General features: G+C 54.7%; 11 protein-coding genes. 5 read left to right on the top strand and 6 right to left on the bottom strand.

All coding sequences use genetic code 11. From position 1 onward, the window contains the following. Window positions 1-41 precede the first annotated feature (41 nt). On the bottom strand, window positions 42-1,589 hold the full coding sequence (locus J9253_RS05590) for an ATP-binding protein (RefSeq protein ID WP_210223676.1): 1,548 nt from the start codon (window positions 1,587-1,589) through the stop codon (window positions 42-44). Between the two features lie 74 nt (window positions 1,590-1,663). Between J9253_RS05590 and J9253_RS05585 the strand changes: the two genes are divergently transcribed. Then, window positions 1,664-1,891: a hypothetical protein gene (locus tag J9253_RS05585; RefSeq protein ID WP_210224692.1), complete on the top strand. Its 228-nt coding sequence runs from the start codon at window positions 1,664-1,666 to the stop codon at window positions 1,889-1,891. Window positions 1,892-1,969: 78 nt separating this feature from the next. Further along, a complete protein-coding gene (metH, locus tag J9253_RS05580; RefSeq protein ID WP_210223675.1) occupies window positions 1,970-5,656 on the top strand; it encodes a methionine synthase in 3,687 nt (1,228 codons plus the stop codon). Window positions 5,657-5,744: 88 nt separating this feature from the next. Here metH and J9253_RS05575 read toward each other — a convergent pair whose 3' ends face one another. Both J9253_RS05575 and J9253_RS05570 read right to left on the bottom strand, forming a co-directional pair. Then, the gene (locus J9253_RS05575; RefSeq protein WP_210223674.1) at window positions 5,745-6,086 is read right to left on the bottom strand and encodes a zinc ribbon domain-containing protein YjdM; all 342 of its coding nucleotides are present in this window, start codon (window positions 6,084-6,086) and stop codon (window positions 5,745-5,747) included. Window positions 6,087-6,152: 66 nt separating this feature from the next. Beyond that, window positions 6,153-6,941: an EcsC family protein gene (locus tag J9253_RS05570; protein ID WP_210223673.1), complete on the bottom strand. Its 789-nt coding sequence runs from the start codon at window positions 6,939-6,941 to the stop codon at window positions 6,153-6,155. Between the two features lie 155 nt (window positions 6,942-7,096). On the opposite strand from J9253_RS05570, the gene J9253_RS05565 reads away from it, so the two are divergent. Beyond that, entirely contained in the window at window positions 7,097-8,533 is a 1,437-nt protein-coding gene (locus J9253_RS05565; RefSeq protein WP_210223672.1) for a DegQ family serine endoprotease, read from the top strand. Window positions 8,534-8,759: 226 nt separating this feature from the next. After that, window positions 8,760-9,392, top strand: coding sequence for a hypothetical protein (locus tag J9253_RS05560; protein ID WP_210223671.1), 633 nt, complete (start codon window positions 8,760-8,762; stop codon window positions 9,390-9,392). Window positions 9,393-9,395: 3 nt separating this feature from the next. On the opposite strand, the gene J9253_RS05555 is transcribed toward J9253_RS05560, so the two are convergent. Further along, the gene (locus J9253_RS05555; protein ID WP_210223670.1) at window positions 9,396-10,835 is read right to left on the bottom strand and encodes an FAD-binding oxidoreductase; all 1,440 of its coding nucleotides are present in this window, start codon (window positions 10,833-10,835) and stop codon (window positions 9,396-9,398) included. A 70-nt stretch (window positions 10,836-10,905) separates the two neighbouring features. Here J9253_RS05555 and J9253_RS05550 point away from each other — a divergent pair, with 70 nt between their 5' ends. Further along, on the top strand, window positions 10,906-11,388 hold the full coding sequence (locus J9253_RS05550) for a LabA-like NYN domain-containing protein (RefSeq protein WP_028489882.1): 483 nt from the start codon (window positions 10,906-10,908) through the stop codon (window positions 11,386-11,388). Here J9253_RS05550 and hflC read toward each other — a convergent pair. Together hflC and hflK are read right to left on the bottom strand one after the other, a co-directional pair. Then, window positions 11,371-12,393, bottom strand: a complete 1,023-nt coding sequence (gene hflC, locus J9253_RS05545) for a protease modulator HflC (protein ID WP_210223669.1) — start codon at window positions 12,391-12,393, stop codon at window positions 11,371-11,373. The genes J9253_RS05550 and hflC overlap by 18 nt on opposite strands. Beyond that, the gene (gene hflK, locus J9253_RS05540; protein ID WP_210223668.1) at window positions 12,390-13,373 is read right to left on the bottom strand and encodes an FtsH protease activity modulator HflK; all 984 of its coding nucleotides are present in this window, start codon (window positions 13,371-13,373) and stop codon (window positions 12,390-12,392) included. The genes hflC and hflK overlap by 4 nt, the downstream gene beginning before the upstream one ends. Between the last annotated feature and the right edge of the window lie 90 nt (window positions 13,374-13,463).

Raw genomic sequence — 13,463 nt, 5'->3', positions numbered from 1 at the left:
AGTGGAGCATACCACCAGCCTATTGGGTTCGATACCTACCCTTATTGAGGGGCAAGCTCCCATTCAAAGCCAACGATGTTGCGTAGGGGCTTGCTGAATTCGATGCCTACCAAATAAAGCTCGCGCCCATCGCAGTATTTATCGGCGTAGTGCTTCGACTTGATTTGCGCCAAGGCTTTGCTGTTAGCCTGTTCCGTATCAAGTGCCTTGAACTCGACAATGAATACCTTGTTTTCCACGATAACAGTCAGGTCGATTTGCCCGGTAGAGGTGACATCTTCGGGAATGGTATTCGCTCCACAAGCGACCATGTGGGCATAAAACAAACTGGCATAATAACCTTCGTATTGCTCGATGTGGTTGTTGCGATACCAATCGTGCGGAATGGAAGCGAAAAAGCGTTTGAGCAATTCGTGCAGCGCATCTAAATTGGCGGCGGCCAAAGCGTCATAGATGCGCAGGCTGTAACGCTCAGGGCGTACTGTGCGGGGTGTCAGTTCCGCCAGCAAATGGGTGGTAAACGCTACTTTGACTTCTTGGTTGGGGTAGCCCAGCACCAGATAAAGCTGTTCGCCCCGGATCAGCGTATCGTGGATGGTGAGGTAGCCAGTCTGGAACAGCAGTGCCTCAGCGGACATATTGCCGATGTCGATGCTGCCAAGGCTGGCTTCATGCACTTCAAAGTGCTCCAACTCTGGCAGGTAATATTGCCCCGCTTTGAGCAGTTTAAGTAAAAATGTGGGGGTGGCTGTGGCAAACCAGTGGCTGCGGTAGCGTTTTTCTTGCAGAAACAGCAGCACGTCAAAGGGGTTGTAGACGGATTCGCCCAGCCAGTTGTAACCGTTGTACCAACGGCGCATTTGCTCCAGATTGACCCCCGGCAGATAGTCAGCGAAGTTTTGTTCCAATTCAACTTGGGTGTAACCGCACAGACTGGAATAGGTGGAACGCAGGGTGATGTCTTGCAGGTTATTCAAACCACTGAACAGCGAGACTTGCGAGAATTTTGAGACGCCAGTTAGTAACACGAAGCGTAGCAGGGTGTCGCGCCCTTTCAGTACGGAATACAGGTTTTTCAGGCCGTCACGCAGTTCGATAGCCCGTTCTGGGTGGTCGATCTGGTCGTTCATGGGCTTGTCGTATTCGTCGATCAGCACCACTGCGGGTTGCCCGTGGTGGGCTACGGCACGTTCCAGCAGGCGGGCAAATAACAGGGCATTGTCGTTACTTTCCGGTAACGTGATTTGCAGACGGGCTGCGTTATCCTGTAATTGTCCTGTGATGCGTTGTTCCAGTTGCGCCCGGTCGGTATGCACGCCGTCATTGAAGCTGATGTGGATGACGGGGTGTTGTTTCGTCCAATCCCAGTGGGGGTGGATGTGCAGCCCACGGAACAGGGCTTCGTTGCCCTCGAACAATTCTTTGAGCGTATCCACCAGCAAGGATTTGCCAAAACGGCGCGGGCGCGAGAGGAAGTAATAACGCCCATCGTTGACCAATTGCGCGATTAACGCGGTTTTATCGACGTAGACGCAACCGCCGTCGATGATGCTGGATAAGGTGCTGATGCCGATAGGGAGTTTTTTCATGCGTTGCCGTGCCTTTCGAGGATACAAGGCAAGTATAGCGGAAGTGGGTCGAAGATGGTGTTTCGTGTCGTTTGATGCCGATTGTACAAGCCTCCCTCGACGACCTAAAAACCCCGCTATGGCAACGTTTCCGCTCACCCCTTTCGCCCAAAGATGACCGCGAGTTTCTATCCAAGCTGAAACTGATTATCCTCACCGAGAGCGAACAGTTATCCGGCAAACGCCCGGTCTATCGCCTGATTGATGATGCCGAGCTTTTGCTGACCTTGTTTGCCGCCCCCTCACCCCACGGCGATCCATGAAAACACCGTGCGGTTTATGCCCTCCCCGCCAGATTCTGGTACGATACCCGCCTTATTTGAACTGCCGATGATGTAACCATGAACCGCACAACCCAACTCCAGCAAGCCCTTGCCGACCGCATCCTGATTCTTGACGGCGCGATGGGTACAATGATCCAGCGTTACAAGCTGGAAGAAGCCGATTATCGTGGCGAACGTTTCGCCCATTGGCACACTGATGTCAAAGGCAATAACGACTTGTTGGTGTTGAGCCAACCGCAGATTATCCGGGCGATTCATGGCGAATACCTCGCAGTTGGTGCGGATATTCTGGAAACCAACACCTTCAACGCCACCACGATTTCGATGACCGATTACGACATGCAAGAGCTATCGTATGAAATCAACGTGGCGGCGGCAAAGCTGGCGCGTTCGGTTGCCGCCGAATACAGCACGCCGGAAAAACCACGTTTCGTCGCAGGCGTACTCGGCCCCACCAGCCGTACATGCAGCATTTCACCCGACGTGAACGACCCCGGTTTCCGCAACGTTACCTTCGATGCGCTGGTGGTGGCCTACATGGAATCCACCCGTGGCCTGATCGAAGGCGGCGCGGACATTATCCTGATCGAAACCATTTTCGACACCCTCAATGCCAAGGCAGCGGTGTTTGCGGTCAAGCAAGTGTTCGACGAAGACGGGATCGAGTTGCCGATCATGATTTCCGGCACGATTACCGATGCGTCCGGGCGCACGCTTTCCGGGCAAACCACCGAAGCGTTTTACAATGCGCTGGCACATTCCGATGCCATTTCCTTCGGGCTGAACTGCGCACTGGGGCCGGATTTGCTGCGCCAGTATGTCGAAGAAATGTCGCGCGTATCCGCCACCCACGTTTCTGCCCACCCGAATGCCGGGTTGCCGAACGAGATGGGCGAATACGACATGGATGGCGCGGAAATGGCCGTCCACATCAAAGAATGGGCGCAAAGCGGCTTTTTGAACATCGTCGGCGGTTGCTGCGGCACCTCGCCAGCACACATCAAGTCGATTGCGCAAGCGGTCGCCGGGATTCCACCGCGCCAACTGCCCGACATTACCCCTGAATGCCGCCTTTCCGGGCTGGAACCGTTCAGCATCGGTGCCAACAGCCTGTTTGTGAACGTCGGCGAACGCACCAACGTCACCGGCTCGCTCAAATTCAAGCGCCTGATCAAGGAAGGCCAATACAGCGAAGCCCTCGAAGTCGCGCTGGAACAGGTCGAAGGCGGCGCACAAATCATCGACGTAAACATGGACGAAGGCTTGCTGGATGCGGAAAAGGAAATGACCCGCTTCCTCAACCTGATTGCTTCCGAACCGGATATTGCCCGTGTGCCGGTGATGGTCGACTCCTCCAAATGGGACGTTATCGAAGCCGGTTTGAAGTGCATCCAAGGCAAAGGCATCGTCAACTCGATTTCCATGAAGGAAGGCGAGGAAAAATTCATCCACCAAGCCAAGCTGGTGCGCCGTTACGGGGCTGCGGTGATCGTGATGGCCTTCGACGAGCAAGGCCAAGCGGATACGCAAGCGCGGAAAATCGAGATTTGCACCCGCGCTTACAAGATATTGACGGAACAAGTCGGCTTCCCGCCCGAAGACATTATTTTCGACCCGAACATCTTCGCCGTCGCAACCGGCATCGACGAACACAATAATTACGCGGTGGATTTCATCGAAGCCACCCGCTGGATTCGCCAGAACCTGCCGTATGCGAGCATTTCCGGTGGGGTTTCCAACGTGTCGTTCTCGTTCCGGGGCAATAACCCGGTACGCGAAGCCATCCACAGCGTGTTCCTCTACCATGCCATCAAAGCGGGCATGAACATGGGCATCGTCAACGCCTCACAAATGTCAGTGTACGACGACATTCCCGCCGAATTGCGCAATGCGGTCGAAGACGTGATCCAGAACAAGGATTCGGGTGCAACCGAACGCTTGCTGGATATTGCTGCCAAATACAAGGGCGACGGCACGACCGAGGTGAAGAAAGAAGACCTCGAATGGCGCTCATGGGCGGTTGAAAAGCGCCTCGAACACGCGCTGGTGAAAGGCATTGATGCCTTCGTCAACGAAGACACTGAAGAGGCACGGCTGAAACTCGGGCGTCCGCTACTGGTCATCGAAGGCCCGTTGATGGACGGCATGAACGTGGTTGGCGACCTGTTCGGCGCGGGCAAAATGTTCCTGCCGCAAGTGGTGAAATCCGCTCGCGTCATGAAAAAATCGGTGGCCTACCTCGACCCGTTCATGGAACTGGAAAAGGCCGGTTGTGAAGTGCAAGCCAACGGCAAAATCCTCATGGCAACCGTGAAAGGCGACGTGCATGACATCGGTAAGAACATCGTCGGCGTGGTATTGCAGTGCAATAGCTACGAAGTGATCGACCTCGGCGTAATGGTTTCTGCCGAAAAAATCCTGCAAGTCGCACGCGATGAGAAGGTGGATATTATCGGTCTTTCCGGGCTGATCACGCCGTCGCTGGATGAAATGGTGCATGTGGCGAAAGAGATGCAGCGTCAGGATTTCCATGTGCCCTTGCTGATTGGTGGGGCTACCACCTCCAAGATTCATACGGCGGTGAAAATCGAGCCGCAGTTTAAGAACGACATCGTGGTGTATGTGGCGGATGCGTCGCGTGCCGTCGGTGTGGCGAGTGCGTTACTGTCGAAGGAACAGAAACCGGATTACGTGGCCAGCATTCGTGCCGAATACGAGCAGGTGCGCGTCAAGCGGGCAGCGAATCAGACCGAACGCAAATTAATCAGCATTGCAGCGGCACGGGAAAACAAGTTCAAGGTGGATTGGGCGAATTACACGCCGCCGAAGCCGACCACCCTCACCCCGTTGGTGTTCAACGATTATCCGTTGGCGGAGCTGATGGAGCGGATTGACTGGACACCGTTTTTCCGTAGTTGGGAAATGGCGGGGCGTTTCCCCGACATTCTCACCGATGAAATCGTGGGCGAAGAATGCACCAAGCTGTATGCCGATGCGCAAGCGATGCTGAAAACGCTGGTGGATGAAAAGTGGGTGCAAGCCAAAGCGCTGGTGGGGTTCTTCCCGGCGAATGCGCAAGGCGATGACGTGGTGCTGTATACCGACGAAAGCCGCAGCGAACCACTGACCGTATTGCACAATTTGCGGATGCAGATGGAACGTAACGGGCAGCAGCCGAATTTCTGTCTGGGCGATTTCGTAGCGCCGCTCGAATCGGGCAAAGCGGACTGGATGGGCGTGTTTGCCGTGAGCACCGGCTTTGGGATTGAGCCGCACCTGAAAGCCTTCCGCGACAAGCACGACGATTACAGCGCGATCATGCTGGAAGCCTTGTGCGACCGTCTGGCGGAAGCCTTGGCAGAGCGGATGCACGAGCGCGTGCGCAAGGAATTCTGGGGCTATGCAGCCGATGAAACGCTGGATAACAACGCGATGATTGCTGAGAAATATCAGGGGATTCGCCCTGCGCCCGGCTACCCTGCCTGCCCGGATCACACCGAGAAGGCCACGCTGTGGACGTTGCTGGATGTGGAAGCGAATACGGGTATGGAACTGACCAGCTCATTTGCGATGTATCCGGCTTCGTCCGTGTCTGGCTGGTATTTCAGCCACCCGGAATCGCGGTACTTCGGTATTGGGCGGATTGCGCGGGATCAGGTGGAGGATTACGCCAAGCGTAAGGGGATGACGATTGCGGAAGCGGAACGCTGGTTATCTCCGGTGCTGGGGTATGAGGCAGGGTAGTTGTCTTGATGCATTGACATCTGTATAGTTTTCTATGCTCAATAAGATTTTATAATAAAAAATTATTGAGCATCTTTTTTCAGGCTACTTAGATCTTCTTGACGAACTCGGATTTCAGGCTCATTGCGCCGATGCCGTCAATTTTGCAATCAATATCATGATCGCCTTCAACCAGACGGATATTCTTCACTTTGGTGCCGACCTTGACCACCAGTGATGAGCCTTTCAGCTTCAGATCCTTGATGACGGTGACGGTATCGCCGTCTTGCAAGATATTGCCGTTGGAATCCTTGATCACGCGGGCTTTGTCGGTGTCATCGGCAGCGGCGACTTGTGGCCATTCGTGGGCGCATTCCGGGCAGACGAACATGGCGCCGTCTTCGTAGGTGTATTCAGAAGCGCATTGGGGGCAGGCTGGCAGAGTGCTCATGGGGTTTAACCTCGGCTAAAAGACGGCAAGGGTAGCACAGTTTGCAGGCCGTTTTGACGGTGATGTTTAAGGCAGTGCAAGATAAGCCGCCTTCACCGCCACCGCGCCATAACCACGCTCCAAACGCCGCACAATGAAATGCCCTCGGCTCATGTTCTGGAAGTGGTCGATGAACAGGGTATTGATCAATGCCCCTCCGGCAGCACCCACCACAGGCAGGGCTTGCGCCGCTGCTTTTTCCGTGACCGGAATGCCGAAACGTGCCGCAATCTGTGCAACAAAACGTACCAACGGCGGGGAAGCCTTTTGGGTAATGCCTTGTTGCGCGATGTATTCCAGCGCATCTGACAGCGATTTTGCCAGTGCTGCCCGTACCGCGAAATAGCCGGATTCGCTGGCATCATCAAGCGTGGTGGGGCCACCGAGGGCAAACACTTCCAGACAGGCCAACCGGGCTTCTGGTGACTTGATGGCTTCACCTTCGCTGCGGGCAATGTCAGCAATCGAGCGCAGGATGATCGTGGTGGAAACCGGCAATTCAAACGCCAGCGCAGGCAAACCAAATGCCCCACCCGCTGCACCGCTGATCCCCACGAAGGTTTTATGCAGCCAGTTGGAAGCCAGTTGTGGTTGTTCTTCCAGCGTGGAAACGGCCATATCCAGCGAGGTTTCCAGCGCCTTTTGGGTAGCTTTGCCAATCATGGCGTGGGCACTTTCGGGCAACATCGCCAGCCCTTTTTCGATAGGCGTGCCGACAACGTTGGTGATACGCGCCGCCAGCCCCGGATTTTCCAGCAGGTTTTTGGCGTAGCGCAGGTCGTCAAGGTCTTCGGGAGTCATGCTAAGCGTCGTCATAATGGCCGCCTTGGGTGAATAATGCTGATCGCGTGATTATGGCATGATGCAACAAAACATGAACATTCCGTAACGTTATCGCAAACCCCCGGTAATGTTTTGTCTGTCATAATCACTGCCATAAACAAGCTATTTGATATAGGAGTTTGCAATCCATGTTCACACGTAACAAGTTGGTATTGGTCGCAGGTGTATTGATGAGTTCTGCATTGGTGTTGGGTAATTTGCCTGTGATGGCAGAAACAACCAGTGTGTCACCTTTGTCACCAGCCCCGGCTGCTGCGAATGGCTTACCGGAACTGACTACCTTAATCAAACAAAACGGGGCAGCGGTGGTAAATATCAGCGTTGAGGGTAAAAGCACCAGCGGGCGCAGCGGCCTGCCCGAAGGTTTGCCACCAGAACTGGAGCGCTTTTTCCGGGGTATGCCAGAAATGGCAGAACCAGAACGTCGTACCAAGGCAACCGGCTCTGGCTTTGTTATCTCCGCTGATGGTTACATCGTCACCAATGCACATGTGGTTGAAAACGCCAAGTCGGTCACGATCGGCCTGAGTGACCGCCGCGAATTGCCTGCTGAAATCATCGGGGTGGATACCCTGAGTGACATCGCCTTGTTAAAAGTGAAGGCAGACAACCTGCCGGTCGTGCAGATGGGTGATTCCAATGCACTGGAAGTTGGGCAGTGGGTAGTGGCGATTGGTGCGCCGTTCGGCCTTGACCATAGCGCGACCCAAGGAATTGTCAGCGCCCTGTCACGTAGCTTGCCGGATGGTACTTACGTGCCCTTTATCCAGACCGACGTAGCCGTCAACCCCGGTAACTCCGGCGGCCCGCTGTTTGATCTGGCGGGGCGGGTAATCGGGGTGAACTCACAGATTTACAGCCGCAGCGGTGGTTACATGGGTATTTCATTCGCCATTCCGGTGAATGTAGCGAAAACCGTGGTCGAGCAACTCAAGAATAAGGGCAAAGTCGAGCGGGGCTGGTTGGGTGTTGCCATTCAGGATATGAGCCAGGATTTAGCCAGCTCATTCAGCCTTACCCAGCCCGATGGTGCTTTGGTTTCCAGCGTGCAACCGGGTAGCCCGGCAGACAAGGCTGGTGTACAAGCCGGTGACATTATCGTGGGCTTTGGCACGGGTAAAGTGAAATCTTCCGCCGATTTGCCATTGCTGGTGGGTAATACGCCGATTGGCACACAGGTTCCGCTCAAATTGCTGCGTGCTGGTGCAGAAAAGACCTTGGATGTCACCATTGCCAAACTCGATAACGGCGACGAAGACGCTGCTCCGGTGCTGGCTGGTGGTGATACGGGTATGTTGGGGCTGGCGGTTTCCAGCCTGAGCAGTGCCGATCTCAAGGATCACAAACTGAGCAACGGCCTGATGGTTGAAGAAGTCTTGGCAGGCAGTGCGGCGGAACAAGCCGGTTTGGAAAATGGCGACATTATCATGTCAGTCAATAACCAGCCCGTCACCAACCCGGCAGATATGAAAACGGCGGTGCAGTCTGCCCCGGCAGGCAAGCCGATTGCCCTATTGATCATGCAAGGCGATCAAACCCGCTTTATTGCGATTCCCAAACCGTAAGGTAAACACACACTCTTTCACTCTCAACACTCTCTTGGCACACTCCAAGCCACTTTCCCCGTCAACGGATACGCAACCACCGTGACGGGGATTTTTTTTGATGGCTGAGCGTAGTTGAAGCCATATGCCGATTGTCTGAATATCACGCTGGCTCAGGAAGAAGCCAACGGACAAACCCCACCAAGGCTCGCATCATGGGAACAATAATGTTAACGAGGAATTGTTCATGTCTGATGCTACCGAAATGTATTCAACGCCCGCCGAACCCGCACCCTCCGACGCACCCGCAGAGCTGGTGGAAGCCGTTGAAACTATTCAAACGGTTGAATCCATTGAGCCAGCAGAACCCACCGAAGCAGCCGAAGCAGCCGTTGATACCAAGCCACCGCCAGCCCTGCCGAATGACACCGTGCTGTCTTCGGCTTTGGGTGTATACCGCGATCTGCTGCAACAGTTGGTAACCAACAAACAGACGATTCAAACCACCCGGCATGAACTGGCCGAAGTCCGCCAGCAAATCCGCGACTTATCTGCACTCAGCAAGCGTGAGCCACATGTGGAAGACGATGCTGACAGTCACGGGTTACACACCAGCAAGGTTGCCGCCCAATACGACGACTGCGGCAGCATTATTGCTTATGCCGAGCAGGTCAGACGCCATGTTTACGACAATATCAATGAAGCCGAAGCCTTGCTGTCCCCGATGACCCAGAGTGTCGATCTGCTGAAACTGCGGGTACACCATATCCGCTTGCTGGAAAACTTGTTGAGCGCCCAAGAGCAGGGCTTACGTCTCGAAATTCAGCAACGCAATGCCGACGCTTGTATCTGGCAGCTTGCTGACATCCTCAAGGTGTAAGCCTTACAACTTAACGCTTTGCGGGTGGCGGATCAGGTTGTGCGGGTCAAACTGGCGCTTGAGTGCCTGCAAACGCGGGTAGTTTTTGCCGTAATAGGCCGTTTCCCAATCAGATAATTCGGCATCAGGGTAATTGCGGTAATGCGCCTTGATGCCGCCTGTGGTCAGCACTCCCTGAATCTCCCGCACGGTCTGTTCCACCGTATTGGTTTGGCTGGCTTTGTCGTAATAGGTTTGAAGCTCGCCCAGATAGCCGAACCGGCGGTGGGGGTAGGCAGCGCTTGTTTCCAGCATTGGGTCGTTGATAGCCCCGCCCAGCGTGTTGATTTGCAGGATGGTGTTGACCTTGGCAGCCGCCATTTTCTTGCAAATCTCCGGCAACATTGCCTTCAGGTCACTGAAACCGCTGTAATAACCCGCCGACACATTTTTGAAATACATCGGCTCAGTGCCGCCCCTGTAACGCTGGATACCGCGCAGGAACGCATCCTTGCGCGGTGTCATGATTTCGGTTGCACCCGGCTTCAGTTTGGCGAGAATGGTTTTCAAGGCAGCGGAAGGTGCTGCACTGGTGTCGGTCAGCAAGATGGTTAAATGTGTGCCATTCAATACCCAGGCTGAGTAAGCGCTGTTGGGCAAGGTCTTGGTCAGTTCAAACCAGCGTTCCGCCAGTTGGGTTGCGCTACTTGGTGTCAGGTTTTTGTACTTGTAGCGGTAACTGCTGAACGATGCCGGGGCAGGGTGGGTTTTAAATTCCAGCTCGGTAATAATGCCGAAATTACCATTGCCGCCGCCTTTGCACGCCCACAGCAACTCGGCATTGTCCTTGGAATCGTGTACCTTGCCTTGACCATCGACCATGCGCACCCGTTGCAAACTGTCGCAGGTCAGCCCCCGTTGACGGGCAAAAAAGCCGTAGCCACCGCCCAAAGTTAACCCCGCCACTCCCACGCCCGCACACGACCCCGCCGGAATCAGCCGCCCGTATTGGTTGAGGTATTCGTACACGCCACCCAATTTTGCACCGGGTTGGATGGTTAGGCGTTTGCTGGTTTTGTTGTAGGTGGGCTTGTTCATGCCTGACAAATCCAGCATCAAGCCGCCGTCATTGGTGGAAAAACCTTCAAAGCTATGCCCGCCGCTTTTGACCGCTATCGGCAGTTTGTTGGTTTGGGCGAAGGCCACTGCTTCTTGCACGCCTTTTTCATTGGCACACACCGCAATGAACTTGGGCATGTTGGTAATGCGTTTGTTGAAAATCTGGCGGTGTTTGGCGTAGTCCGCGTCATGGCGTTGCAAGAAACGCACGTTGCCGCTGGAAACCGGGATGCTAGCGTCGGCAAATGCTGCGATCGGGTAATAAAAGGCCGGAATGCTGGCAGCCATTGCCAATGAGTCCAGCAAAAAGCACCGCCGGTTGGGGTTGGGAGTGATGTCCTGCATAATGGCGTGCCCTCGTATGGTTATGATGCTTGCAGTCAAATAATCTTATACCCCCTTTCCAAGGAATGCCGTGAAAAAAGTTAGCCTGTTTGTGGATGTGCAAAACATCTACTACACCACCCGCGACGCCTACGGGCGCAGTTTCGATTACAACCGTTTTTGGGCGCAGGCAACTGCCGGGCGAGAAGTGGTGCAGGCGTGTGCCTATGCCATTGGGCGCGGCGATGAAAAGCAGATGCAGTTCCAGAATATCCTGCGGGCGATTGGCTTTGAGGTGAAACTCAAACCCTATATCCAGCGCAGTGACGGTTCTGCCAAAGGTGACTGGGATGTGGGCATTACGCTGGATGTGATCGAAGCCGCCGCCAGCACGGATATTATCGTGCTGGCGTCCGGCGATGGTGATTTCGACCAGTTGCTGCTGCGGGCATACCAACGCTACGGCGTGGAAACCGAAGTGTATGGTGTGCCGCGTTTGACGGCTAATTCCCTGATCAATGCGGCGACCCGCTTCGTGCCGATTGAAGAGGCTTTGTTACTGGGGAAACGCTGAGGGCGGGGGCGCAGCATTTTGCACCGCATTCGGCATGGAACCCATGTCTTTAAGCAGTTTGAAGATATCGCTATCGGTGGACAATATCAAACTGGTATCCGGCGTCATGATGGACTTGTAAGCATCCAGCGTGCGGGTGAAGGCGTAAAACTTGGCGGCTGCCGGGTTTTGGTTGTAAGCATTGGCGTAGATTTCAGCGGCTTTGGCATCGCCTTCGCCCCGGATTTCTTCCACTTTGCGATAGGCTTCGGACTGGATACGATCCAGGTCGCGGGTCATATTGCCACGAATCCGTGCGGCTTCTCCGTTACCTTCGGAGCGGAAACGTTCGGCAATCTGGCGGCGTTCGCTGATCATGCGTTCGTAGATTTTGGGTTCGACGCTGGCGTTGTAATTGATGCGTTTGAAGCGGATGTCGAGCAATTCCACCCCGAAGACTTTTACCTTTTCGGCGGCGGCTTTGAAAATTTCCTGCTCTACCACGATCCGCCCTTTGCTGATGGGGACAAGTTCGCCTATGGATGCGCCCACGGAAGGGTTGGCATTCGCCACGTCGCTTTCGGTCAGCACCACGTCTTTGAGTGGCACACGGCCTTTGGTGGTGCGCACGATTTCAATCAGCTCGTGTTTGGCGACGGCGTTGCGGGTTTCGCTGCCGAGGATGTCATCCAACCGTGACAGGGCGCTGCGTTCGTCACGCAAACGCAGGAAATACGCCAGCGGGTCGACAATGCGCCAGCGGGCAAACAGGTCTACCGAGATGTAGAGCTTGTCCTTGGTGGGCATATCGGAAGGGCTGCCATCCCATTCGAGGATGCGTTTGTCGATGCGGTTAATGTCCTGAATGAAGGGCACTTTCATTTTTAGCCCGGCATCGGTGACGGGTTCGCCCACCGGCTTGCCAAACTGGGTGAGGATGACTTGCTGGGCTTCACCCACGGTATAAAAGGCATTGAACAGCACAAAGGCCAATAGCCCGGCAACAATAATGAGTAAGCGGTTCATGGTTGCGCCTCCGCTGGGGTTGTTTGTTTTTGGTTAAGGTTGAGCAGGGGCAGCAGGTTTTTCATGCCTTCATCGACCACTACCTTATTTTCGACGCCGGGCAAAATGTCCTGCATGGTTTCCAGATACAAGCGTTGCTGGGTAATGGCGGGGGCTTTTTGGTATTCGGTAAATACGGCATTGAAGCGTGAAACATCCCCTTCGGCTTCATTGATGCGTTTGAGGCGGTAGCCTTCGGCTTCGCGGATGCGCTGGTCTTTTTCACCTTCTGCCAAGGGCACGACCTTGTTGTAGTCGCGGCGGGCTTCGTTGATGAGTTTTTCCTTTTCCTGTTGCGCTTGGTTGACCTCGTTGAAGGATTCCTGCACCGGGGCGGGTGGGTTGATGTTTTTCAGTTGTACTTGGTCAATGCTGATGCCCATGGTGTAGAGGGTGGCGAGTTTTTGCATCTTGAGCAGGGCTTCGACTTCGATTTCCTGCCGCCCAATGGTGAGCACTTCATCGACGGTGCGGTCGCCGACCACTTCACGCATCACCGATTCGGACACGTCGCGCAGGGTTGCGCCGGGTTCGCGCACCGCAAACAGGTAGTGAGTGGGTTCGGATATGCGGTATTGCACCACCCATTCGACCAGCCCGACATTCAGGTCGCCGGTGACCATCGGGGATTCGTCTCTTGGGGTATCAGAATACTGGTCGGGGTTGCTGGCACCTTCGGTATAAAAGCCGAATTCCTGTTTCAACTGGCGCTTGACGGGCAGGATGGTAGCAACATCCACCCCCAACGGAATCTTGAAATGCAGGCCGGGCGGGACTTCCGCGTGAAGTTTGCCAAAGCGTTGCAGGATGGCGACAGAATCACTGGGGACGGTATACCACGATGACCACGCAATAATGCCGAGCACTACGAGGATAACGGGTAGGGCGCTAAAGCTGCGTGCTGACGGCAACTGTAACACCTGCGGGAAAGGCGTTTTCATGGGCTTGTGCTCCGGTAATAATCTTTATTATGTTGATTACTGTATACCTTGCCGGGGTGTTTTGCTATTCACCCCGGTTTGTTAGCTGAT

The organism is Thiothrix litoralis, assembly GCF_017901135.1.
GTDB classification, from domain to species: domain Bacteria; phylum Pseudomonadota; class Gammaproteobacteria; order Thiotrichales; family Thiotrichaceae; genus Thiothrix; species Thiothrix litoralis.
Note: the sequence above shows the minus strand (reverse complement) of the source record. Positions and strands in the feature narration are given on the sequence as shown.

Bases quoted from the DNA above. Each gene is read 5' to 3' on its own strand.
- J9253_RS05560 (WP_210223671.1), top strand. From the start codon at position 8,760: ATGTCTGATGCTACCGAAATGTATTCAACGCCCGCCGAACCCGCACCC.
- J9253_RS05565 (WP_210223672.1), top strand. From the start codon at position 7,097: ATGTTCACACGTAACAAGTTGGTATTGGTCGCAGGTGTATTGATGAGT.
- J9253_RS05555 (WP_210223670.1), bottom strand. From the start codon at position 10,835: ATGCAGGACATCACTCCCAACCCCAACCGGCGGTGCTTTTTGCTGGAC.
- hflK (WP_210223668.1), bottom strand. From the start codon at position 13,373: ATGAAAACGCCTTTCCCGCAGGTGTTACAGTTGCCGTCAGCACGCAGC.
- hflC (WP_210223669.1), bottom strand. From the start codon at position 12,393: ATGAACCGCTTACTCATTATTGTTGCCGGGCTATTGGCCTTTGTGCTG.
- J9253_RS05585 (WP_210224692.1), top strand. From the start codon at position 1,664: ATGCCGATTGTACAAGCCTCCCTCGACGACCTAAAAACCCCGCTATGG.
- J9253_RS05570 (WP_210223673.1), bottom strand. From the start codon at position 6,941: ATGACGACGCTTAGCATGACTCCCGAAGACCTTGACGACCTGCGCTAC.
- metH (WP_210223675.1), top strand. From the start codon at position 1,970: ATGAACCGCACAACCCAACTCCAGCAAGCCCTTGCCGACCGCATCCTG.
- J9253_RS05590 (WP_210223676.1), bottom strand. From the start codon at position 1,589: ATGAAAAAACTCCCTATCGGCATCAGCACCTTATCCAGCATCATCGAC.
- J9253_RS05575 (WP_210223674.1), bottom strand. From the start codon at position 6,086: ATGAGCACTCTGCCAGCCTGCCCCCAATGCGCTTCTGAATACACCTAC.